Genomic DNA, 22,914 nt, shown 5'->3' with positions numbered 1-22,914 from the left:
CCTAGTAGGCTAATTTGTAAAGTAACTCAATTAATACCTGAATTCCTTTCTCAAGCTGCTCAGCGCTTGTGTATTCTTTAGGTGAATGACTAATTCCATTTTCACTTGGTACAAACAATAAACAAGTGGGTAATTTTCTTCCAAACACTTGTGAATCATGGCCAGCCCCACTCACCATTTTCATGTATGAAATGTTCTTTTCCTCGGAAATATTTTTAGAAATTTCAGATAAATAATTATCCATTTGTACGGGTTTTTCATTCATCCAACGATGAATTTCCGTTGTTACACCTGCATTTATACCAACTTCTTTTAGTATCACATTCATCTCATCTTCAACTTTGTCTAAGACGCCATCTTCACCATGCCTAATATCAATGCTAAAGCTGACTTTTCCAGGTATGACGTTTGGCACGTTAGGTGAAACATCCAGCTTTCCCACCGTCGTGTATAACTTCTCTCCATATTTTTCACTCATGTCTAAGAGAGCGGTAATGAAACGACAACTTGCTGCTAAAGCGTCTTTGCGATGAGTCATCGGTGTTGTTCCAGCATGATTGCTCTCTCCTTGTACGGTTACAGTAAATCTTTTTTGTCCTGCAATACTTGATACAACTCCGATATCAAGCTGCTTTTTTTCAAGCTGCTCGCCTTGCTCAATATGTAGCTCAATAAAATGTGAAATATCTTTTCTGAACGGTTTTTTGTAGTGTCCTTTTCCAAATTGATATCGTTCCATCGCTTTCTTTAACGGAATGTTTTCTCGATCTTTAATCTCTTGACTTATATTTTCAGAATTATACAATCCAACGATGTTGCCAGAACCCCAATAGGTTAAAGGAAAGCGACTTCCTTCTTCTTCACAGAGAGACACTACTTCAATTGATTGTTTCGGCATTCCGTGCGTTTCTCGTAAGTACTCTACCGCTATAAGACCTGCGATAATTCCAAACGCTCCGTCATATTTACCTCCATATACAACTGTATCTACGTGTGATCCGACTAAAATTGTTTTATGCTCCTCTTCTATCCCTTGAAGCCTTCCATAAAGATTACCAACATCATCATAGTAAGCAGTTAATTGATTTTGCGTCATTTTCTCTTTTAATGCTTCTTGAGCAGCGTACCATTCTGGTGAATATAGTAAGCGCGTAACACCTTTTTTAGTATCTGCTCCAAATTGAGAAAGCCACTGAAGATCTTTTTCAACTTGTAAGCAGAGCTTTGATTTCCCCTTCATTTCAGCAACCATCTTTCCCACCTCTTTCTTTTCATTTTACGGAATCTAAAAGTAATTTTCATTGACAAATTCTCCAAAAAAAAGGCGTTTTTTTAGCTAATATAACTAATACCACCCAATTAAGTTTGCTACAACTAACAGTATAGCCCCAGCACTCATCCACAGTAGGAAAAGTGGAAGAATAAATTTCACCCAGCGATTCCACCCTACTCCAGCAATCGCTAGCGTAGCCATAAAGTATCCTGATGTAGGGAACAAGATATTGGAAAAGCCGTCTCCAAACTGAAAAGCTAGAATAGCTGTTTGTCTCGTAATACCTACTAAGTCTGCTAACGGCGCCATAATTGGCATCATAATAAGTGCTTGCCCACTCCCACTTGGTACAAAGAAATTAAATAAACTTTGCGTAATTAGCATTCCTATTACGGTAACACTTTCAGGAAGTTGTGAAATAACAGTAGAAATCCCATATACAATTGTATCCATGATTTGACCTTCGTTCATCACAACAGCTACGGCTCTAGCAATTCCACAAACCATTGCACCCACTAAAACATCTCGAAACCCCTCGTTAAATGATTCAGCGATTTCTTTAGAACCCATTCCTACAATTAAAGCAGGAATAATTCCCATTGCAATAAAATAGCCCCCTAGTGTCACCATATCCCAACGATACAAAATAACGCCTGCAATCATTCCTATAAAAAACAGAGCCGTTACAATGCCAGCAACCTTTTGTCTATTTGTAACATTACTCTTTAAAGTGTGTGATTTGATAGCATCCTTTGGCTTAGTACGAGTTTTTTCTGCATACCTCATGACATAAGCTATACCAATTATAATGATAATGAGAAAGCAAATTATTCGATAAATCATGCCTGAGTATAAGGGAAGGCCAGCAACCATCTGTGCTGTTCCTACTGTAAAGGGATTTGTAAGAGCCGCTGTAAAACCAGCGATGGTACCACATAATGAAATGGCTGCAGCTGTGACTCGGTCATACCCCAGGGACAGCATAAGTGGCATAATTACTGGGACATAGACAATGGCTAATTCAGGCGTTCCAATAAAGCAGGCTATTAATGCAAAAGTAAACATAAATACTGATATTAGTAGCTTAGGCTTATGAGAGAAGCTCATTGCAATCTTTCCAACCCCAAGTTCAATTACACCTGCTGATCGAAGTGTTACAAATACTCCTCCAATTACAAATGTAAAGAAAATTACTGGAGCCGCTTCAACCATGCCTTGTGGAACAGCTTTTAGCATACCTAGCAAACTTACAGGGCTTGATTCCAATTCCGTATAAGAAGTTGGATCAATCATTTCTCTCCCATCGTCTCCTTGAACCCGGTCATATGTTCCTGCTGGAATTAAATATGTAGCAATAGTCATCACACCAATAATAATAGCTAGCATGAAATAAATATGGGGGAACTCCCTTTTTTTCTTTACCTCTTTTAATGAATGTTCTTTTAAAATTGGTTGAGACATCCAACCCCTCCTTTTGTTATATTTCATAACATGTTACGTTATATAAAATATCTTACAAAAGAAAACATCTGGTTTCATCTACTTTTCGTACATTTTTTTCTGAATTTTTTATTTATTTTAACTAACTTATGGTTTAAAATAAGAGTATGTCAATATTTTATGTGACTTTTCATAACAAGGGGTGGGAATATGGAGTTACAAACACTATTAAGCAGTAGACCGTATGCTAGCGCATCTGTTGTAGCTGGAAAAAACGGCCTAACAAGAACCGTGCAAAATATCAACATGATGGACGCTCCAGATATTTTGACGTTTCTAAAAGAGGGAGAACTGCTCGTTACAACAGGCTATCACTTTAAAGAAAAAGAGGAAAACTTATTACAATTAGTAGAGGGAATGGCCAAAAAACAGTGTGCAGGTCTAGCGATAAAAACAAAGCGATTCTTCGAACAGGTACCTTCATCTATTTGTGAACTTGCAGAGAAGCTAAACTTCCCTATTATCGATCTACAAACAGACGAAGCACTGGGCTCCATCATCAACGAATCTTTAAGCTTTATCTTAGATAAAAAGACAAGCGACCTTCAACAAGCAATGATGACTCATCAACTCTTTTCTTCGTACATTCTACAAGGAAACGGTGTTGAAAAAATATTACATTCGCTTCAAACGTTATGCGACGCTCCAGTTGGGCTATTTGACCCTCACGGAAATTTATTGTTTCACACTGAAAAAAAAGAAGAAAAAGAATTATTTTCTTTAGAAAAAATATCTGTTCAGATAAATAATTTTTTTCATCTCAAAGCTAGTTACACTACGTTTTCTGTCACAAAAACCAAACAAGAATTAAGCTTATTCTTAATTCCGACACATACACATAAGAACAACTTTCTAGTTATTTATCGCAGCATGTTGCCAAACGATTCATCATTATTAACAATTGAACAAGCAGCAAATGTCCTTTCTTTTGAAATGATGCGTCAACATGCCTTAAAAGAAGCTGAGCGCCGAAAGAAAAATGAATATTTTCATCAATTAACCCATGAACACTTCAAAAATATAGATGAAGCCACTTATCATGGAAAGCAGATCGGACTCTCTCCTGATAAAAAGTACATTTGTGCGGTTGGAAAAATACCACCACAACACTATACATACACAGATAGCGAAATGATTTACGAGCTCATCGAGTACGAATTATTAAAACAACCTATTCCAAGCTTATTATTTACACAGGATAATCGCTACGTCATTTTATTTTTCCCTGACAGTTATGACAAACACCAATTTATCGCCAACCAGCTTATCCTTATTCAAAAGGTTGTAAAGAGACATTATAAACAAAATTTATGCTTTGGAATAGGAAATCAAAGCCAGACGCTATTAACCGTGATAGATTCATATCAGGAAGCGATTGAAGCACTTGAAAATATTCAAACTACCGATCAAGCAGCTAATATTCAGTTTTATCAACCAAAACAATTCCGAGAACTTTTAAGGCTTATTCCCTCAGCAGACTTAGAAGAATATCACGAAAAAGCGCTAGAAGGGCTTCTTCATTACGACCGGAAAGATCAATCTATTTTGTTAGATACATTATCTACTTATCTAAATTTAAATTGCCAAATATCCGAAACAGCTAAACAACTATTTATTCATAGAAACACCGTTATTTATCGAATTGAAAAGTGTGAAGAAATATTAGGAAAATCAATTCATACACCGGAAGAAACGCTCCGACTACGAATTGCATTTCAAATTCACACGCACTTACACTCTAACTTTATTTAGAAAAGAGCTCTTACATACATGTAAGAGCTTCTTTTTTGAAACTTTTTCATTATGTTTATCGTATATAAAAGAGAGAACTACTAGAGTTGAAAGGGGTATTCATATGAGTGAGCGGAAACAGCTTATTGATAAAGCAAACCGTATTATTAACATTCCTACACATTGGGTACTACAAGTATCCGTAGAATATACCAACGATTCAAAATCTATGTATATTTTTTCCTGGAACAACCCTGAGCATACGGAAGAAGCGATCAACATCATATTTAATGCCAAAACACAAGAAATAAAAGAACTAAACATTTGGGAAGATCACGCTATGAAACCTGGAAATCCGGAGTCTTTATTAATTTATTCAAAGGATTTTCTCCTATATTATACTGACTTACCTAATCTTGATATTTTAAATGTACAGTTACTTCAAGCAGCTACTAAAACTTCTATTTTATTTTTCCAAGAAGAAAAAGCCGAACCAGCGTATTCCTTTATCTTTAACGGCTCTCAATTAACGAAGTTTCTTTGCCATGATGAAATAAATACATACTCTTTATCATCGACTTCTCCGTAAATAACAACAAAAAACTAGCAGCTACTACTAGCTGCTAGTTTTGGTTCATTTTTAATTCAACAGCCTTTATTTTACCAGCCATTGTATGTTTTTTATCTCGTCGATCATCGATACGCAAATTGGTACAGACTCGCTCAATCCCATTTTCAAACGGAACTTCATGTAATTCTTGAACAATCTTCAACAAGAGACTTAGTTCACCTTCAATAAGCGTATTCATCGGAGTTAACTGGTATTCTACTTCCTCTTTATGTTTCTCCAATACTTTCTGAATATCTGCTACGTATTGACTGACGCTGGGTGTTTTAGTCCCTACCGGTATAATCGTTAAATCTACAATCGCCATAGTACTTCTTCCTCCTTTTTCATATTTATCATACCAAAAAGAAACAAGAGTCATACTTATCTTGTTTCAATGCCAAAAAAGGGGAGAGTATATCCTCCCCTTTTTAAAACTTATAGATAACGTTTTGCACCTAAATAACGAGGCTGCCAGTATGAGTTGCTCATAGAGCTAATCATAACACCTTTAGATGATGATGCATGAAGGAATTGACCTCCACCTAAGTAAATTCCCGCATGGCTTGCACCTGGCTGATACGTTTCAAAAAATACAATATCTCCAGGACTTGGTGTGCTAACACGCGTTCCTGTACTGTAAATACTCGCAACTGTACGAGGTAAACTAACTCCTGCAGCGTTACGATATACATAGTTTAAGAATCCACTACAGTCAAACCCACTCGGAGAAGTTCCTCCCCATACGTATGGTGTTCCAATGAAACGTTTACCGTATGAAATTACTTGTGATGCACTAGAACTTGATGGTGTACTGACACTTGGATTAGATGTAGTGTTATTTGAACTTGAGCTAGAACCTAACTTACTCATTGTAGCTGGTCCTGCGATTCCATCTGCTGATAAGCCATTTGCGCGTTGGAACGAGCGAACTGCGCTTGTTGTGATTGAGCCATAGTATCCCGTTACGTTTGCAGAGAAATAGCCTTTATTTTTTAATTTTTGTTGCAAGCTACTTACTGACGATCCAGACATACCCTGACGTAAAACAGATGACGTACCTGTTGAAGTTGAGCCTGAACCAGCGCTAGTCCCACCACTTTTCAATTTGTTAAGCGTAGCTGGTCCCGCAATTCCATCTACTGATAGGCCATTCGCACGTTGAAAAGCCATAACTGCATTTTTTGTAACTGAACCGAAATATTGAGTAGTATTTCCCTTGAAATAACCCTTGTTTTTTAACTGCTGCTGTAATGATTGAACAGCTGCACCTCTAGAACCAACACGTAATAATGTGCTAGATGTGTTCGATGTGCTAGAGCTGCTTCCCAGCAGTTTATTAAATGTGTTCTTACCAGCAATCCCATCTGCTGCTAATCCGTTCGCACGCTGAAAATTCATAACTGCGCTCTTTGTAATTGTCCCATAATAATTTGTAGTTGTTCCGTATGTAAAATAACCCTTGTTTTTTAATTGTTGTTGTAATTGTTTTACATCTGAATTACTCATTCCTGGACGTAAAGTTGTGTCGCCTAATGCCGCTTCACTAATTGTTGGTACTACTGTTAAAGATCCACATAATGCTAAAGAATATATTAACTTTTTCATAGAAAAGGTTCCTCCATTGTCATAATCTACTAATCTAAGACGTTTACATTGTAACAACACTGTATTACAAAATAACATCACTAATATTACATTTTTGTTACAAGAACCGACATTTTTCTTCCATTTCTGTGTCTAGAGAATGACATTTTTAGCACTACATAAGTATATAGATATATTTAATTAACTTTATTTAACATTTAAATTCCTTTTTAGAGGGTAAGGTTGGTTCTAAAATCACCGTTAACATTATGTTTATATTTCAATTATTTTTTTGTATAGTTCGTCGTATTTTTCACAAAACCTGAAACTTTTTTGTTTTTTTTTCGTTTATGTACCTTTTGAGGTGAAATAAAATGCATAAAATGATAAAACATGGAAAAAAATAGTGTACTGTAGTTACTTAAGCTGATTGGAGGAATACGTAAATGTCTAACAAAGACGGGATTCACGGTACGAACGTAACTGGAGCCGGGGATTCTGAAGATAAACGCTTTACTGCAGGTGAAAATGAACAGACATTAACAACACGTCAAGGACACCCCATTCGTGATAATCAAAACAGTCGCACAGTCGGAAATCGCGGCCCTGCTACTTTAGAGAACTATCAACTAATTGAAAAGCTGGCCCATTTTGATAGGGAGCGTATACCAGAACGCGTAGTCCACGCTAGAGGAACTGGTGCTCACGGCTACTTTGAAACATATGGAAAAGTAGGTAACGAACCTGTAGAGAACTACACGCGTGCAAAGGTGTTTTCAGGAGCAGGTAAACAAACTCCTGTATTTGTACGTTTTTCTACTGTTACTCATGGAAAAGATTCTCCAGAAACGATGCGTGACCCTCGAGGCTTTGCCGTTAAATTTTACACTGAGGATGGAAATTGGGACTTGGTTGGAAATAACTTAAAAATCTTTTTCATCCGCGATGCAATTAAATTCCCGGACCTTATCCACTCATTTAAACCAGACCCTGTAACTAACAGACAAGATACGGAACGAATTTTCGATTTCATTTGTCAAACGCCTGAATCAATGCACATGATTACCTTTTTGTTTTCTCCATGGGGTATTCCAGCTAATTACCGTCAAATGCAGGGCTCAGGAGTTAATACATATAAATGGGTAAATAAAAATGGTGATGCCTTTTTAGTTAAATATCACTGGGAGCCAAAACAAGGTATTAAAAACCTTACTCAGAGCGAAGCTGAAGCTATTCAGGCAAAGAACATTAGTCACGCTACGCAAGATTTATATGAAGCAATTGAAAAGGGAGATTATCCAGAATGGGAACTTTGCATGCAAATAATGGAGGATGGTGAGCATCCTGAACTGGATTTTGACCCTTTAGATGATACAAAGATTTGGCCTGAAGATCAGTTTCCATTCCTGCCTGTAGGCAAAATGGTTCTTAACAAAAACCCCAATAATGTATTTGCTGAAACGGAGCAAGTATCGTTCGGAACTGGTGTATTAGTAGATGGTCTTGATTTCTCTGATGACAAAATGCTTCAAGGTAGAACGTTCTCCTACTCAGATACTCAGCGTCATCGAGTTGGTACAAATTATTTACAGCTTCCAATTAATGCGCCCAAAAAACATGTAGCAACAAATCAGCGAGACGGTCAAATGGCTTACCATGTGGATGAAGCTCCAAGCCAAAATCCTCATGTTAACTATGAGCCTTCGCTATTAGGTGGACTAAAAGAGGCAGCAGACAGGCCTAAGCCTCATCAACCTAAAGTAGAGGGACATCTAAAAAAAGAAAAAATTGAACGTACAAATGATTTTAAACAAGCTGGTGAGCGCTATCGTTTACTCGAAGAATGGGAGCGTAAAGATTTAATCCAAAACCTTGTAGACGGCCTCAAACCTTGTCATCAACAGATTCAACAGCGTATGATTGAGCTTTTGACAAAGTGTGATAAAGACTATGGTCGACAAGTGGCAGCTGGTATTGGCTTTACGATGAACGATGACGGCACCTATGATATGGAAGCTGGATCTGAAATCACTCCATCATTTGGTGAATTTCCGGCTAAAGGGGGCTCTCCTTTAGGTAGTAATAAGGCTTCTGATGCTGTGCAAGAAGCTGAGCAAAAAGGGCACGATGCTCACCCCTATTAATCATATTTAAGCTAAAAAAAAAGACACCCTAGTAGTAGGGTGTCTTTTTTAATCGAAACGGTATTACCATTTGACAGCAAACACGCGGTAGTCATGTTTTAGCTGTGGCGCATTGTACGGTTCGCCATATAAATATCCTTCGCACACCATTGCCGGCTGCAGTGGTGCAACCCACTGTTCAACCTCTTTTACTGTGCTATCTGTTAAAATATACACACATTCAGAAACTGGTCCATCACTGTTAACATGATCGACTTGTAGTACTTCCACTAACACATCTTGGACACACGTTTTATTCTGAATTGACATAAGCGTATGATACGTAAGACCCATTGGTAGCTTTGCTTTCATTCGAAAATGCAAACTACTTTCGTCGAAGAAAGATGCTAAGGATACAATTGGTAACGTCTTGTTTTGCTCATACGCTTGAGATAGAATCTTGACTAAAACTTCCTCACTCAAGACGATCCCTCTTTCTAAAAAAACGCTTCATCACAATACATGCGAACATTGTCTAATTATGTTCATAGGATATTATACTACCACATTTTCTAATAACGTGTACTATTTTTTTTTGAAATCCAAATAGAATTTGTTACCACCTACTTCTTTCTACTCCCTGCAACTCTAGCAATTATTAATAAAACAAACACCAAAACGAATACTCCCGCTCCGACAAACATTTCATATAAGAAGTTAACCACCTGCGTATCCCCCTTTTATTCATAGCAAAAAGAACGCCATCAAAACAGCGTTCTATCGCGACTTATTAAAGAAAGCCTAACATATTTACAAATACAATGATGATTAATACAGGAGCTACATAGCGAATTACTAGTAACCAAAGTGCAAACCACTTTTTCACGTTGTTAGAACCTTGTTGAAACTCTTGAATCAAGACAGCTTTCTTCATCTTCCAAGGTACAAACAGTGCTAAAAGCAAGCAGCCTAAAGGCATTAAAATATTACTTACTAAAAAGTCGGCAGCATCGAAAATTGATTTACCAAAAACCATTACGTCTGCTAACGGTCCAAACGACAGCGCTGATGGTATACCGACAATGAAAATTAATACTCCAGATATCCATGACAACTTAACACGCTTACCAGATTTCCCTTTTGCTAACGATGCCACAATAATCTCAAGCATTGAGAAAGCCGATGTTAAAGTTGCAAATAAAAATAGCGCTAAAAACAGTGTTTGGAATACTAATCCAAAAGGAAGTTGTTCAAATATGGTAGGTAAAACTACAAATAGTAGCCCAGGTCCTTCTGCAGGCTCTCCTCCCATTGAAAAAACTGCGGGGAAAATTGCAAGACCGGCTAATAGAGATATAACAATATTTAAACCAGCAATAGAAACTGCAGACTTGGGCAAATTCTGTTGCTTTGTTAAGTATGAGCTATACGTTACCATTACGGAAACACCCACACTTAATGAAAAGAATGCCTGACCCATCGCAAATAAAATGGCTTCAGACGTTAGATTTTTAAAATCTGGATAAAGGAAAAACTTCACGCCTTCCATTGCGCCATCTAACGTTAAAGAGCGAATAATAATAGCTATAAACAGCACGAACAGCGCAGGCATTAAAATGTTATTTGCTTTTTCAATCCCGTTTTGAATTCCTCTTGATACTACAATAATGGTCAGAAGTAAAAATAAGAACTGTGCAATTACAGCGCTCACCGGATTAGCAATTGTGCTCCCAAATAACTCACTGTAGTCTTTCACTCCACTAAGACCACCTGTTACACTAGCAAATAAGTATTGTAAAATCCATCCACCAACTACGCTATAAAATGATAGCAAAATAAAACACGTAATAACTCCTAGATAGCCAATTCCCTTCCACATGGATTTGGGTGCTACAGCGTCATAAGCACGAATCGCTTCTTTTTGGGTATGACGTCCCAATACGAACTCTGCTAGTAATAAAGGAAGACCAATAATAGCTGTAAACAGAATAAATAGAAGAAAAAATGCTCCTCCCCCACTTGTTCCTGCTACATAAGGAAGCTTCCAAATAGCTCCAATTCCGATAGCGGAACCAGCCGAAGCTAAAATAAAGCCAATTTTTGATGTCCATTGTTCCTGTTGACTCATCTCATCTCACCATTCTCTATATTTTTTCTGATTTGTCATACTATATCACACAACTTTGGTTCCGAAAAGGTTTTTTATTGTTTTCCTGTAAAAGCTATGGTATGAATAATACAGAGAGTAAACGTTTAAAGTAAAAATACTCCTTACTTTTTCTAAAAGTTTTACAATTAGAGGTACAAGTGATGACAAATCAACAAGAAAACAAAAAAGAATGCTTATATAAGTTTCACAATTTTATTTTAGTTCAATGCCCAAGCTGTCAACTTTGTGCTCGCATCACATCAGTTAGCCATATTAATGGGTTACATCAGTGTAAATGCTCAAACTGCGGCTATAACGATAAGGTTTCACATAAAATGGAAACTTCTTTTGAAATTAAAGAAGGGTTCGATCCCTTTTTTAACTTACCTTTGTATTTAAAAACATCTTGTCCAAATCATTTACTATGGGCATATAACTTAGAACACTTACAATACATTGAATCGTATGTTAAAGTCGGCCACCCAAGACATATTCCTGAGCCTGACTTATTCCACGTCTACGTTCCTAGCTGGGTTACAAGCAGTGAAGATCAAAAAGAAGCGCTTGCTAAAATTGAACAGCTCAAATTTAGTGTTTTTCATTCCAAAAAGTAGCCAGTAACGATAGCTGACTACTTTTTAGTTTGTTTTATATTCCCTTCTGTAATCGCCTGCTTTGTCAAATTCATCTGCGCTTCCTACAAAGAAAAATTCAATTGTATAATTAGTATTTTCAGTACCTTCCGTTGCTCCATGAATCATTTTTCCTGGTTTTAACTCTTTTCTCTCGCCGCCGTCGCTTACATAATAATATTTATTAGTAGCCCAACCTTCATGTGTAAGCAACGTTTTTGTTCGGCTTCTCCCGTTTCTATCGACATGAAAAACTGTATAATCTCCTTCCATTTCTGTAGGCTGCCCATTATCTTTATCGTATTCAACCGCCACCCAGCCTCTGTATCCATCCGGAATTAGATAAAGGCTTGGCCTAGCTGTTTCATTTGAACGACTACAACTAATTAATAGGATAATCGTAAAGCTTAACAACAAAAATCTCTTTTTCATTTATTCACCCTCTTTATTTTATTCAGTATAAAAGGCTGTATTTAGTGTTTGTTTCGCGTACAAAACTATGCGAAACAAAGTAAGAAAAATATATGCGGGATGATACTTTCTCAAAAGAATTATTTTTATGAGTTTTTCACATAATAAATACAAGACTTTGAATAGTGGAGGAAAGCACATGGGCTATCTGTTTTTATTTATTTTGCTGTTTGTGATTCCTTTTTATATGCAGCAACGAATTGTTCAAGCTGATCGAGCTCACACAAAAGAGCTTCTTGATGCAGAGCAATCCCAAATACAAAAAAGCGATTCCCCTTAATTAAGGAATCGCCTTTGTCTATTTTGCATCCTTTAAAACTTTAAGTGAAGTTAATAAGTTAAACTTCCTGCAACAATAAAGCCAACGGCAACTGCAGCAGCAAACAAAGCAAAGCCAACGGCAATATTACCTTCTTCCACTTTCTTTGCCAAGTTTGTTTTAGGTGTCATAATGTATTCAATAATCCAATAAGCAATTACCTGTGTTGCAATTCCTACTATCCCCCAAACAGCTGCATCAATTAAGTTAAAACTATTGCTCCACACGGTATAGATAACAATTGCAAGACCAATTCCTTTTCCCCATAACTTAAGTGCAACGGCCAGATTGCCTTTTCTAATAAGTTCACGGTCATTGAACTTTGTTGTTAATTCAAATACGATGATTCCAATAAACAACAAAAGTAAACCTACAACTACGTGAGCTAGAAAGCTACCAATACTTCCCCATTCAATCCATTCAGTCAACGCCATTTTTTTTATCCTCACTTTCATTTTTTAGTCCAATTGGCAAGTAATACGATGCATTATCTGTAATCTGATTTCCTGCTCGAATACCAACTGCACTTGGCCTTCCGTTTAATAAAAAACACCCGTACATAATGTGCGCAGTTTGCTTTCCTTTCTCAGTGACGACTTCTGCTATGTCAAGTTCTAAGAATTGTTGATAAACAGGCACTTCATCTTCATACGTTCTTTGAGCGTCTTCAGCTACTTTTTCACCTGAACCTTTATATATTTCAACCGTATCACCCTCACGGCCAAACGAAGGTTTTTTTACATAAGCCATTTGATTCTGTATAAAAATGTCTTCTTCTAAATATGTAGGTAAGAAATAAGTATAAATCCATTCATGCTCTTCTTTTGTAAAAAATGAGTGATTTTGCTCATGTAGCCCCCAAATCACAACTTGAACTGCTTTCGATTGCAGTAAAAATGCAGATAATGGATTGATAATAGCGAGCTGCTTATCTTTTACAAGCTTTAAAAGCATCTCACCAACGCCTTCATCTGTAACTGGATCTCTATCGTTCACTAAGTGCTCAATGGGGTAAGTTTGTCGATACAGAACATCAATTTTTTGCCCATGTGTATCATATAATCCTGGCTCTAAAACCAGCTCTTCATTTTCATATATTGGCTCATCTACAATTCTAAGCTTATCTAACGGTTCATACCTTGCTTTTACATTTGCTTTTTCCATTAAGTATGTTGTTGTCCACTTATCTTCTTTATGGTCACTATGCGATGAAAAAACAACATGCGGATACGTCGTCTTCCCAAGTTCTTCATAAGCTTTAAAAATAGCTTCTGTTAACACACGAGATAAATGTTCTTCTTCATTTAGATTAGGATCATGTAACCCAAAATGCTCGCAAACACGACGGTTCACGTGGAATAATTCTTTAATAAAAGTAGGCGTGTCGGCATTCAATTCCATTACTTTGATACCAGATTCGTTAACAATGAAATCAATTCGAGAAATCACAGTTTCTATTTCCATAGTCTGAAGCCGAATATAAGGTAACACTTCTTTCGGAAATCCTAATGATTGCAACGTCTTATCGTCAAGCTTTCGCAACAGATGAGCTGTTTTAAAAAACACATGCCCTACTCGATCTGCAGCGGTTTTAATCTGCATAATTTTTTCTTTTTTTTCCACTTTTATATCGTATAAAGCATACTCTTCATCATATAAATCATGCCAAAACGATTCAATATTTTCATAAAATTGTTTGCGTATATCGGTCATGCTTATCCTCCGAAACCGCCTTTGGTTCCCGACCCAATTCCAGACTTATAGGATTTATAAGATGAGTCACTTGTTAAGGCTTTTTTAGAACTATACGTTTTCCCATTATGATAGTAATGCCCTCCACCAGTTGTACTTGATGAGCTATCACAGTAATAGGTTTGCGTATCTTTATCCCAATCCCAATCTCTACAGCTATCATCATTTGGTTTAGGAGGGCGATTTGACCCACAGCCAACGAGTGAAGTAACCATTACGGTCGTTAAAACGCCAGCCATCATTTTTTGTGTTTTTGACATCTTTCTTCCTCCTCAATACTTAACTCCTGTTTCAGTGACATATAGTACATATACTTTTCGATCTTCATCAATCTCCGCTGAATCACGTTCCCATTCTTGACCGTTGAAATAAGTATAAACAGCCCCTAGATACGAGAGCACTTCTAGATGGTTTGAGAAGGATTTTAGTGTAAGCAACGGGTGATTACGATATGAATTCAGTTCTCTAACTTCAAGCGTTAAGTATTCGCTATCACTTTCCTTCTCTTCTTTAGGAGCGTGCTCATACTCATCAACATAGATTACATGAATGTCATCTTCAATAGCAGAAGAACGCTGCTTATAGGTAACACCTTCTTTTACGAAAAATTCACATTCTCTTCGAGCGAGCACTTGATCTAGGTCAATAGATTCATAATGATAGATTGAATGATATGTTTCATTTGATTTTAATAAGCGGTATTCTAATAAACTCTTCATCTTTTCCACCTCCATTTGTGACATTTTTGTGACATTTTTGTGACATTACATCATTATATACGAGATATTAATATGAAGGTTTCAAATTTTTAACAACATTTCTTCAAAAAAATATCGATTCAGTTAGCTGAACCGACTAGAAACCATTGATTTTAACCTGACCATTTCTTCTGCACCTCGTACTAACAGAGTAGTGGCTACATAGCCTAACAGCTCCTACCTAATAATAACAAATTCTGTAATAGAAAAAAGGGTAAAACTTCCTATTGCGAACAGAAGTGCTCATTCGAATTCCACAAAACTTTGTTACAGGGTTTGTGGAATTCGCACATTCAACTAAAAAAGACTAGCTAAAAAAGCTAGTCTTTTTTTATTGTTTGTCGCCTCTAGATATTAGTTCAAAGCCTCCGCTAAAAGGGTCAAAAGCATACTTTAACACTTGCTCTCCACGCGCAACGGTTAGTAAATAGTGTCTCCTTTGAGAATTCTGTGGACCGCTTGCTTCATACACTTTATCCCCTTCCATGAATTGAGATAGAAGAAGCTGCTCTCGCTGGGCAAGTATATCTTTTGCTTCTTTGTAACTATAAAGTGGAAGATTGTTTGTATAAATAACTGGTACAAACACTAATACAATAATGGCAGCAGTAAAGAAGCCTTGTCTAGCTATTCGCATCATTCGATTTGGTCGTCTTGACAGCAAAATAGCTACTGCTATTACGATTATAAGAGGGACAATATAAAACTCTACCAATGGAATATTGGCAAATACAGATCGATTAATTCCTAAAACGATAATTTCAATTGCTGCTATAAGTACTAGAATAAAATAAACCACGAACTTCTTTCACACCTTTATATTCCAATGCAGATTATGTAATCTTCATTCGGTCATTTTTATCCCTATTGTACCATAGCAACACTAAATCAAGCATTATCTGATAAACGAAATTCGCTCACTAGGTTGTAAAACTTCTACATGCTCTTCTACACTCTCTGGGTATTTTATTCCTTGCCCAGTGTTTAAGCACACTACGTGCTCCATTCCTTTTAGCCAACCGTTCGCTTTTAGCTGCCTAACTGCTGCAAAAGTTGCTGCTCCTTCTGGACAAACGAAAGCTCCTTCTAGTTCAGCTATTAAAGACTGTTCCTTTGTAATTTCTGCATCCGTTACGGCAACGGCACATCCCTCTGACTCATACAGTGCGTCTAGAACTAAGAAGTCTCCAATAGCTTTTGGGACGTTAATCCCAAATGCTTTTGTTGTTGATTTCTCCCAGAAAACCGACTCTTTTTCACCAGTCTCCCAAGCCTTCACAATCGGTGCACATCCAGCTGCTTGTACCGCAACAAGCTTTGGCATTTTCCCTTCTACCCAACCAAGCTCCTGCATTTCACAGATGGCCTTATAAATACCAATTAGACCCACGCCTCCACCTGTAGGGTATAGAATAACATCGGGTAGCTTCCAATCCAACTGTTCGACAATTTCATACCCCATCGTTTTCTTTCCTTCAATCCGATAAGGCTCTTTAAGCGTTGAAGCATCATAAATTCCCGCTTCGTTCACGAGCTGACTAATAATTTTACCTGCATCGCTAATTAAACCGTCAACTAAATACAGGTTAGCTCCTGCAATTGCACACTCTTTTCTTGTAATTAGCGGTGCGTCAACAGGCATAACGATATGTGACTTAATTGATGCTCTTGTGGCATATAATGCCCACGCTGCCCCTGCATTTCCGTTTGTGGGCATTGCCAGTTCTTTAACTCCAAGCTCTTTCGCTTTTGAAACTCCAACAGCTGCTCCTCTAGCTTTAAATGATCCCGTTGGAACAAGCCCTTCATCCTTCATATGTAGCTTTTCTACTCCTAAACGACTGCCCAGCTTTTGCATTTCAATTAAAGGCGTCATGCCTTCGCCTAAAGATACAACATTACATTCATCTTGAATCGGTAAAACTTCGTGATAGCGCCACAAAGTTGGAGGACGTTTTTCAATTTCTTCTTTTGTTACACGATCTTTTATTGCTTGCAAATCATATGAAACTAAAAGTGGCGAACCGCATATGCAAAGCTGATGTACTTGCAATGCATCATACTTTTTTTGGCATTTTGGACAATATAATGATTCTACATAGCTAAACGGCATATAAATAGCTCCTTTCTTTTATAAAGCAAGAGATACATGCAGTTCCTATACATGATAGGAACTGTCCCCTTTAACTATTTACCACTTTATTTGAAAGGTTTCCTGCTTCTCTTTTTTCTTTTTGTCCTCTTCTTAGTGCTAGCGTAATGGAAGCAGCCCAAACAATTAAAATAAACGCATAGATAGCTGTTTGCATAAGAGTGGAAACAGAGCTAGACATTAGGAGAGTACGTGTATTAGTCAAGATAATAAAGCCACCTACCAGAGCCCCTAGTAAATGTGCAGGAATAATCCTTACAAGCCAAGCTGCAATTGGAGCTGCAATAATTCCACCAATCATTAAAGCAGCTACCCACATCCAGTTCACTTGTTCCCATCCAAGCGAAATTAAAAATCCTAAAGTAGCTGAAACCGCAATAGCAAACTCACTCGTGTCCACTGTACCGATAACTTTACGAGCACTTAATCCACGTTTTGTTAGCAAAACCGGAGTAGCGATTGGTCCCCATCCGCCTCCCCCAGTAGCATCAGCGAATCCTGCTATTAAGCCCAGAGGAATTGACTGTTTTGCAGATAATGGCTTTGCTTCCCTTTCTTCACTTGTTTTAAAGATAAATAGAAACCGTATTAAAACGTAAACCCCTAGTAGCAGTAAAAAGGTAGATATATAAGGTTTTACCAAATCACCTGGTATGTTGCTTAAAAAGCAAGCTCCAACAAACGCTCCAATTGACCCGGGAATTACTAAGCGTAATACGGTTGTCTTATCGACATTTCCAAACCTAATATGTGAAGCTCCTGATGCAGCAGTGGTTACTACCTCCGCTAAATGAACGGATGCAGATGCGACCGCAGGTGCGATTCCAAACGTTAATAATAAAGTTGTTGAAGTAACTCCGTAAGCCATTCCTAACGAACCATCAATTAATTGAGCGAAAAATCCGATAATTACAAACGTAAGTAATTTTTTCATTTTTATTCCCTTGCCCTTCCATGAAGATAAATTGTTTTCTTTTACTGTTAAAGTCTTTTTTGTTTTTGAGTAACAAAAAAAGACTCCTAACCTATTGTTAGAAGCCTTCGGTTTTTCCGATCAGCCCACTCATTGATAGCTACATTATATTCAGCTTTGATGAGATGGTTTCATTTTAATTCAAACTATTCCTAGAAGTCAACTGCGATTTTAAAAAATCATAAATACTAGCCGCTTTAAAGTTCCTCCAGTAAATCTTCAACTTCGTTACTATCTACTTTTTGATAAGCTTCAATCTCTTCTACTATAGGAAGCTTTCCATAGAATGGCTCTTCGCTTCTTCTTACTTTTTCAACCCAGTGAGGATCCAGATTTAAAGCTTGTTGAATCGTTACCATGGATAACTTTTCTCTAATTGCTTCCTCTACTTGTAGAGGTGTAAACAAGTTACCGCCGCTGATAATGGGAATACGTTGATTTACATGTTTAATGATTGCCGGCACAACTTCAGCTTCACCTTCTTTATGGTGGGCTGTTTTAGCATGGAAAGATTGAACTTCTAAATGAACATAGTCAACTTGTTCTTCAATTAACTGATCAATCCATTTCATGGTATCATCCACTGTATTGCCTCCGTACCCTTTTTCTTCTGGAGTCATTGCATAGCCAAGCAAAAAAGGTCTATTAGTAGCGCTTTTAATAACTTTTGAGACCGTACGAAGGACTTCAATGGAAAAAGATAGACGATGTTCCGCTGTTCCTCCAAAATTATCTTTACGATGATTCGCTTGCTTTGAAGTAAACTGCTGTAAAAGGTGTCCGCTCCCTCCTTCAATTTCAACCCCATCAAATCCTGCTTGAATGGCACGCTCGGTTGCACGGGCAAACGCATGTAACGTATGATCCATTTGGGTTTCATTTAATTCTTTTGGCTTTTTTCCTTTCCTACGAACTGCTACCCTACTAGGAGCAACTGCTTCCTCTCCAACTTTTAAATACTCAGCTGACAAAGCGCCACCATGAGAAATACGCAAAATGGTTTTAACCTTCATTCTTTTTGCCATAGCTGTAAATTCGTGTAGCTTTCTTGCTACATAATCTCTGTGAATTCCTAGTTGACCATCCATTACTTTTCCGCCTTCTTCTATATAAGCAGGCCCCACTATTACCATGCTAATGTCCTTGATTCGTTCTCGATAAAAAGCCATATCTTTTTCAGACAGCTCTCCATTCCCATGAGAACTCTGAGTAAATAGAGGCCCCATAACAAGGCGATTTTTCATTTCCATTCCATGTACAAACTTAAAATGTTTAAATAATTTCTCATATGAGGCGTTCAAAGGTTTCACACCCTTTTTTCTTTTAGCTTGGCTTTTATTTCAATCCTTTATAACGATTTATCACATAAAAAAGGAACGTTATTTAATAAACGTTCCTTACGTCCTGAATAGGATAAAAGACAAACTCCGCTTTTCCCACTATGTCATTAATATTAACATTCCCTAATCCATTTCGACTATCTTTGCTATATAATCGATTATCGCCCATTACAAAAATTGAATCTTTAGGAATCTTAATTGGGCCAAAATCTCCTGTTAACTGCATTTGCAAGTATTGAGCTGCTTGTAAATTTCGCTCTAAATACGGTTCTTTCACTTTCTTATCATTGATGTATAATTGATCATCTTTCATCTCGATTTTCTCTCCAGGTAACCCAACAACTCGTTTTACATAATGTTTAGCTGCTCCACTTCCATCAACAATAATAATATCGCCACGTTGCAAGTTATGAATGGCGTAGGACAGCTTGTTAACAAATAATCGTTCTCCATTTTCTAGCGTCGGGTTCATTGAAGCTCCCTGGACTATATATGGACCAAATATAAATGTACGAATGATATATATGAGTGCAACTATGCAGACTAAGGACTTAAACAGACTTCTTAGCTGATCACTTGTCGTCTTTTCAGTAGCCATGTTTTAAACTCCTTTATTAAAACATTCATTTATTTATTATTTTCTTCTTTACACATTTATTCTCATTACATGATAGAAAGACTACACCCACATATTAAAAAAAATAACCCCTAATTTAATATTAGAGGTTTCCATTACGCAAGTTACGTCTTTACACCTCTTATTATATCATCATGAAGCTAATAGAGACTAGCTTTTACATATTCTTTATCAAATTGTCACTTTTTTATCATACTTCATCATATTGCCTAATGAGGTGATAAGTAAAGAATAATGCATAATTTAGTACATCTGTTAAAAGCTAACCAATAACAAACAATCTGATGAAAGGAGTGATTACTATGAGAAAATTCATCCTTTTTGGAACAATATTAATGCTGCTGTTCATCTATACTTCTCCCTCATGGGCTGCTGAAGAACCACGATTTCAGTATCGTTATAACTACAGTGAACTAAGAGAGTTTTTACATATAAATAGTAAGGAATTTAAAAAGGAGTGGAAAAGCGGAGTTACGATTGCTCAAATGGCTGAAAAACGGGATATTAACGAACAGGAACTTTTATTATTTTTAGCAGATAAGCAATTTTCTCAGCTTGATTTAGCTCTTGAAAAAGGGGAAATTGATAAAGATTTTTATCACAACTATTCCATGACGTTAATGCGCGATAATATCTTGTCTTTCATTCACGCTAATGACCATAAATCAACCGCTAAAAAAGTAGATAAGCCTCTTAAAACGTTAGCAGGAAAAACTGCACACTGGCGTGGCAAAGTAGAATTTCTAAAAGAAGAAGGCGAAGTTAAAAGCTATACTACCGTGCAACCTATTCAAAAAGAAAATGCTGAACAACTGCTTTCTGTTGATACGGTATTAAGTAATAACCTTAAAGCTTATGACGTAAAAGACAGCAGCCAAGTAACAGAAGATATTACGTTTGCTATGATTGAAGTAACATGGGAAAAAGAAGGAAAAAAGAAAAAAGAAACAATTGTCGTAAAATAAAAAGGTAGGAGACAACGCAATGATTCCTTTCCACAGGCAAGTCATTGCGTTTCTATTATCATTAGAGGTAAAATTACGTTTATTCCACTACAGGGTCTCACTTTTCTTCGAAGAAGAGCCTAAGCCTCCTCGCTGTAGCGTCTCAGCTCTTCCTCTAGTTCCCCAAAAACCTTAGTGTTCGACGATTCATTACACGAATTTCTTGAATCATTCTCCAAATGAACAAAAAAGCCGAACCATAAAAAGAGATAATCTTCATAGCTCGGATATTTCATTAACTAAAATATGCTTCTCAGTCTGTTTACATAAAATTCTTTTCTTACACTTGTGCTCTTAGCATGAGTCGCGAACAGTATTCAATCACTTCTCTCCTTCTTACAATTCCAATAAATACACCTTGATCATCAATAATCGGTATAAAATTCTGTTCTGTTACTTGCCCAAATATATCTTCTATCTCATCGTTTATAGAAATAGGCTTATAATCTCTATAACGCGGTATCTGTTCCAAGTAGACATGCTCTAATTCATGAACACTTATATGTCCTAGTTTTTTTAATCCCCAAAGCACGTCTCCTTCTGTAATGGTACCTATATATTGACCGCTTTTATTAATTACCGGTACACATGAATAGCGATGGTACTCCATTTTTTCTAACACTTGTCGAACCGTAGCCGTTTCTAATAATGTTACTACTTCAACTTTTGGAATGATAAAAAATGCAACGTTCAATTTTAGCTCTCCTTTATGAGTTGCTATCGCCTTTTTCCATCCGATACAATATGAATATCGATGTTTTCTGTTTGACGCATAATCATTGTCACAATCGATCCTTTGCGTATTTCTTCCCAACGCGTCCTCGCTGATTGTCCTAATAAAACTTGTGTAATATGATTTTTAGTCGCCACATCCACAATAACTCGAGCTGGCTTCCTTCCGTTAGCTTGTTCAACAATAAGTTTTGCCTGAAATGTAGCTGCAAACTTACCCCAATCCTCGATACGCTTTTTTTGCTCTTCCGTCAACTGTTCGTTTGAAACAACATGCAACAACAGCAGTTCTGCCTTTAAGCGATTAGCCATCCGCCAGCCTCTCCTAATTAATTTCTCTGCTGTTTCACTATATTGAATACAAACTAAAATACGTTCACAGATACCCGTTATTCCAATTTCATGAGAATGAAGCAGCTGCTGGTCTATTTCAGCAGCTACTTCCCTTAAGCATAGCTCACGAAGTGCATGTAAATTAGATAGTTTAAAAAAATTTTGCAAACTTTGTTCAATTTTTGCTTCTCTATAGATTTTTCCTTCTTTCAATCGTTTTCGAAGAACTTCTGGTGTGACATCAACCAGCTGAATCTCTTTTGCTCTATGAATGATGGGATCAGGAACTAGTTCATTCACTTTGACTTTTGTAACGTTATACACAAAATCATTTAAGCTTTCAATATGCTGAATATTTACAGCTGACCAAACAGAAATTCCACGCTCTATTAAATACAAAACGTCTTGAAATCGCTTTTTATGAGGCATATTCGGAACATTTGTATGAGCTAATTCATCCACAATCACAACTTGAGGCTTACGACGAATAATGGCTAATAAATCAAGCTCATGAAATGTTCTCTTTTTGTATACAATCTTTTGTCTCGGAATGATTTCTAGATTTCCAATCATTCGCTCCGTATCTGTTCGTCCATGTGTTTCGATGTAACCTATAACAACATCTAGTCCTTCCTGCTGTAAATCATGGGCATCCTGTAGCATCTTATACGTTTTACCTACACCAGGAGCTGCTCCAATATAAAGCTTAAACTCTCCTAGCTGCTTATAATGAAACTCCTTTAAAAGTTCATCTGGTGTTTTCTTTCTAAAGTAGGGGTGAGCTTTGTCATCTTTCATCTTGTAAGCTCCTTTCCATATACAGGCCTTCTCGAAAAAGTGT

Annotated in this window: 24 protein-coding genes; 6 read left to right on the top strand and 18 right to left on the bottom strand. The window is 37.0% G+C overall.

Annotated elements, in window-relative coordinates:
* Window position 1 precedes the first annotated feature (1 nt).
* On the bottom strand, window positions 2-1,252 hold the full coding sequence (allC, locus tag V2145_RS06770; protein WP_094910457.1) for an allantoate deiminase: 1,251 nt from the start codon (window positions 1,250-1,252) through the stop codon (window positions 2-4).
* 93 nt (window positions 1,253-1,345) lie between these two features.
* A complete protein-coding gene (locus tag V2145_RS06765) occupies window positions 1,346-2,734 on the bottom strand; it encodes a YfcC family protein (protein WP_286175428.1) in 1,389 nt (462 codons plus the stop codon).
* 189 nt (window positions 2,735-2,923) lie between these two features.
* On the opposite strand from V2145_RS06765, the gene V2145_RS06760 reads away from it, so the two are divergent.
* Both V2145_RS06760 and V2145_RS06755 read left to right on the top strand, forming a co-directional pair.
* On the top strand, window positions 2,924-4,525 hold the full coding sequence (locus V2145_RS06760; protein ID WP_094910459.1) for a PucR family transcriptional regulator: 1,602 nt from the start codon (window positions 2,924-2,926) through the stop codon (window positions 4,523-4,525).
* Between the two features lie 103 nt (window positions 4,526-4,628).
* Complete coding sequence (locus V2145_RS06755) at window positions 4,629-5,093, top strand: YcdB/YcdC domain-containing protein (RefSeq protein ID WP_094910460.1); 465 nt, start codon at window positions 4,629-4,631, stop codon at window positions 5,091-5,093.
* Window positions 5,094-5,127: 34 nt separating this feature from the next.
* Here V2145_RS06755 and V2145_RS06750 read toward each other — a convergent pair whose 3' ends face one another.
* Entirely contained in the window at window positions 5,128-5,439 is a 312-nt protein-coding gene (locus V2145_RS06750) for an MTH1187 family thiamine-binding protein (RefSeq protein ID WP_094910461.1), read from the bottom strand.
* A gap of 110 nt (window positions 5,440-5,549) precedes the next feature.
* Window positions 5,550-6,719: a C40 family peptidase gene (locus tag V2145_RS06745; RefSeq protein ID WP_094910462.1), complete on the bottom strand. Its 1,170-nt coding sequence runs from the start codon at window positions 6,717-6,719 to the stop codon at window positions 5,550-5,552.
* A 425-nt stretch (window positions 6,720-7,144) separates the two neighbouring features.
* Between V2145_RS06745 and V2145_RS06740 the strand changes: the two genes are divergently transcribed.
* The gene (locus V2145_RS06740) at window positions 7,145-8,842 is read left to right on the top strand and encodes a catalase (protein ID WP_330987431.1); all 1,698 of its coding nucleotides are present in this window, start codon (window positions 7,145-7,147) and stop codon (window positions 8,840-8,842) included.
* Between the two features lie 63 nt (window positions 8,843-8,905).
* On the opposite strand, the gene V2145_RS06735 is transcribed toward V2145_RS06740, so the two are convergent.
* Window positions 8,906-9,304, bottom strand: coding sequence for a hypothetical protein (locus tag V2145_RS06735; protein ID WP_094910464.1), 399 nt, complete (start codon window positions 9,302-9,304; stop codon window positions 8,906-8,908).
* A gap of 307 nt (window positions 9,305-9,611) precedes the next feature.
* The gene (locus tag V2145_RS06730; protein ID WP_094910465.1) at window positions 9,612-10,949 is read right to left on the bottom strand and encodes a sodium-dependent transporter; all 1,338 of its coding nucleotides are present in this window, start codon (window positions 10,947-10,949) and stop codon (window positions 9,612-9,614) included.
* 182 nt (window positions 10,950-11,131) lie between these two features.
* Between V2145_RS06730 and V2145_RS06725 the strand changes: the two genes are divergently transcribed.
* Complete coding sequence (locus tag V2145_RS06725) at window positions 11,132-11,584, top strand: hypothetical protein (RefSeq protein ID WP_094910466.1); 453 nt, start codon at window positions 11,132-11,134, stop codon at window positions 11,582-11,584.
* A 24-nt stretch (window positions 11,585-11,608) separates the two neighbouring features.
* Here the strand turns inward: V2145_RS06725 and V2145_RS06720 are convergent, their stop codons facing one another.
* A complete protein-coding gene (locus tag V2145_RS06720; RefSeq protein WP_094910467.1) occupies window positions 11,609-12,034 on the bottom strand; it encodes a DUF6843 domain-containing protein in 426 nt (141 codons plus the stop codon).
* 178 nt (window positions 12,035-12,212) lie between these two features.
* On the opposite strand from V2145_RS06720, the gene V2145_RS06715 reads away from it, so the two are divergent.
* Complete coding sequence (locus V2145_RS06715; protein ID WP_179289206.1) at window positions 12,213-12,353, top strand: hypothetical protein; 141 nt, start codon at window positions 12,213-12,215, stop codon at window positions 12,351-12,353.
* 50 nt (window positions 12,354-12,403) lie between these two features.
* Here the strand turns inward: V2145_RS06715 and V2145_RS06710 are convergent, their stop codons facing one another.
* From V2145_RS06710 to lepB, 9 genes are all read right to left on the bottom strand, one after another.
* The gene (locus V2145_RS06710; RefSeq protein WP_131888474.1) at window positions 12,404-12,820 is read right to left on the bottom strand and encodes a DUF350 domain-containing protein; all 417 of its coding nucleotides are present in this window, start codon (window positions 12,818-12,820) and stop codon (window positions 12,404-12,406) included.
* On the bottom strand, window positions 12,813-14,105 hold the full coding sequence (locus tag V2145_RS06705; protein WP_094910468.1) for a glutathionylspermidine synthase family protein: 1,293 nt from the start codon (window positions 14,103-14,105) through the stop codon (window positions 12,813-12,815). Before V2145_RS06705 ends, V2145_RS06710 begins: the two co-directional genes overlap by 8 nt.
* Before the next feature lie 2 nt (window positions 14,106-14,107).
* Entirely contained in the window at window positions 14,108-14,404 is a 297-nt protein-coding gene (locus V2145_RS06700; RefSeq protein ID WP_094910469.1) for a hypothetical protein, read from the bottom strand.
* A 12-nt stretch (window positions 14,405-14,416) separates the two neighbouring features.
* On the bottom strand, window positions 14,417-14,863 hold the full coding sequence (locus V2145_RS06695) for a hypothetical protein (RefSeq protein WP_094910470.1): 447 nt from the start codon (window positions 14,861-14,863) through the stop codon (window positions 14,417-14,419).
* A 370-nt stretch (window positions 14,864-15,233) separates the two neighbouring features.
* Complete coding sequence (locus V2145_RS06690) at window positions 15,234-15,701, bottom strand: hypothetical protein (RefSeq protein ID WP_094910471.1); 468 nt, start codon at window positions 15,699-15,701, stop codon at window positions 15,234-15,236.
* A gap of 96 nt (window positions 15,702-15,797) precedes the next feature.
* The gene (locus tag V2145_RS06685) at window positions 15,798-17,015 is read right to left on the bottom strand and encodes a threonine synthase (protein ID WP_094910472.1); all 1,218 of its coding nucleotides are present in this window, start codon (window positions 17,013-17,015) and stop codon (window positions 15,798-15,800) included.
* Between the two features lie 70 nt (window positions 17,016-17,085).
* A complete protein-coding gene (locus V2145_RS06680; RefSeq protein ID WP_094910473.1) occupies window positions 17,086-17,988 on the bottom strand; it encodes a sulfite exporter TauE/SafE family protein in 903 nt (300 codons plus the stop codon).
* A gap of 236 nt (window positions 17,989-18,224) precedes the next feature.
* Window positions 18,225-19,328 (bottom strand): oxidoreductase, encoded by a 1,104-nt coding sequence (locus V2145_RS06675; RefSeq protein ID WP_094910474.1) that lies wholly within the window; start codon window positions 19,326-19,328, stop codon window positions 18,225-18,227.
* Between the two features lie 82 nt (window positions 19,329-19,410).
* Window positions 19,411-19,965 (bottom strand): signal peptidase I, encoded by a 555-nt coding sequence (gene lepB / locus V2145_RS06670; protein WP_094910475.1) that lies wholly within the window; start codon window positions 19,963-19,965, stop codon window positions 19,411-19,413.
* A 341-nt stretch (window positions 19,966-20,306) separates the two neighbouring features.
* On the opposite strand from lepB, the gene V2145_RS06665 reads away from it, so the two are divergent.
* Complete coding sequence (locus tag V2145_RS06665) at window positions 20,307-20,969, top strand: hypothetical protein (protein ID WP_094910476.1); 663 nt, start codon at window positions 20,307-20,309, stop codon at window positions 20,967-20,969.
* A 319-nt stretch (window positions 20,970-21,288) separates the two neighbouring features.
* Here the strand turns inward: V2145_RS06665 and V2145_RS06660 are convergent, their stop codons facing one another.
* Window positions 21,289-21,702, bottom strand: a complete 414-nt coding sequence (locus V2145_RS06660) for a CBS domain-containing protein (RefSeq protein ID WP_094910477.1) — start codon at window positions 21,700-21,702, stop codon at window positions 21,289-21,291.
* 23 nt (window positions 21,703-21,725) lie between these two features.
* Window positions 21,726-22,871: a KdpD-like non-kinase potassium sensor gene (kdpDN, locus tag V2145_RS06655; RefSeq protein ID WP_094910478.1), complete on the bottom strand. Its 1,146-nt coding sequence runs from the start codon at window positions 22,869-22,871 to the stop codon at window positions 21,726-21,728.
* Window positions 22,872-22,914: the final 43 nt, after the last annotated feature.

Origin of the sequence: Priestia sp. GS2, assembly GCF_036409025.1 — a bacterium.
GTDB classification, from domain to species: domain Bacteria; phylum Bacillota; class Bacilli; order Bacillales; family Bacillaceae_H; genus Priestia; species Priestia aryabhattai_A.
Note: the sequence above shows the minus strand (reverse complement) of the source record. Positions and strands in the feature narration are given on the sequence as shown.

Excerpts from the sequence above, each read along its gene's own strand:
- allC (WP_094910457.1), bottom strand. The coding sequence starts at position 1,252 with ATGGTTGCTGAAATGAAGGGGAAATCAAAGCTCTGCTTACAAGTTGAA.
- V2145_RS06765 (WP_286175428.1), bottom strand. The coding sequence starts at position 2,734 with ATGTCTCAACCAATTTTAAAAGAACATTCATTAAAAGAGGTAAAGAAA.
- V2145_RS06760 (WP_094910459.1), top strand. The coding sequence starts at position 2,924 with ATGGAGTTACAAACACTATTAAGCAGTAGACCGTATGCTAGCGCATCT.
- V2145_RS06755 (WP_094910460.1), top strand. The coding sequence starts at position 4,629 with ATGAGTGAGCGGAAACAGCTTATTGATAAAGCAAACCGTATTATTAAC.
- V2145_RS06750 (WP_094910461.1), bottom strand. The coding sequence starts at position 5,439 with ATGGCGATTGTAGATTTAACGATTATACCGGTAGGGACTAAAACACCC.
- V2145_RS06745 (WP_094910462.1), bottom strand. The coding sequence starts at position 6,719 with ATGAAAAAGTTAATATATTCTTTAGCATTATGTGGATCTTTAACAGTA.
- V2145_RS06740 (WP_330987431.1), top strand. The coding sequence starts at position 7,145 with ATGTCTAACAAAGACGGGATTCACGGTACGAACGTAACTGGAGCCGGG.
- V2145_RS06730 (WP_094910465.1), bottom strand. The coding sequence starts at position 10,949 with ATGAGTCAACAGGAACAATGGACATCAAAAATTGGCTTTATTTTAGCT.
- V2145_RS06725 (WP_094910466.1), top strand. The coding sequence starts at position 11,132 with ATGACAAATCAACAAGAAAACAAAAAAGAATGCTTATATAAGTTTCAC.
- V2145_RS06720 (WP_094910467.1), bottom strand. The coding sequence starts at position 12,034 with ATGAAAAAGAGATTTTTGTTGTTAAGCTTTACGATTATCCTATTAATT.
- V2145_RS06715 (WP_179289206.1), top strand. The coding sequence starts at position 12,213 with ATGGGCTATCTGTTTTTATTTATTTTGCTGTTTGTGATTCCTTTTTAT.
- V2145_RS06705 (WP_094910468.1), bottom strand. The coding sequence starts at position 14,105 with ATGACCGATATACGCAAACAATTTTATGAAAATATTGAATCGTTTTGG.
- V2145_RS06700 (WP_094910469.1), bottom strand. The coding sequence starts at position 14,404 with ATGTCAAAAACACAAAAAATGATGGCTGGCGTTTTAACGACCGTAATG.
- V2145_RS06695 (WP_094910470.1), bottom strand. The coding sequence starts at position 14,863 with ATGAAGAGTTTATTAGAATACCGCTTATTAAAATCAAATGAAACATAT.
- V2145_RS06685 (WP_094910472.1), bottom strand. The coding sequence starts at position 17,015 with ATGCCGTTTAGCTATGTAGAATCATTATATTGTCCAAAATGCCAAAAA.
- V2145_RS06680 (WP_094910473.1), bottom strand. The coding sequence starts at position 17,988 with ATGAAAAAATTACTTACGTTTGTAATTATCGGATTTTTCGCTCAATTA.
- lepB (WP_094910475.1), bottom strand. The coding sequence starts at position 19,965 with ATGGCTACTGAAAAGACGACAAGTGATCAGCTAAGAAGTCTGTTTAAG.
- V2145_RS06665 (WP_094910476.1), top strand. The coding sequence starts at position 20,307 with ATGAGAAAATTCATCCTTTTTGGAACAATATTAATGCTGCTGTTCATC.
- kdpDN (WP_094910478.1), bottom strand. The coding sequence starts at position 22,871 with ATGAAAGATGACAAAGCTCACCCCTACTTTAGAAAGAAAACACCAGAT.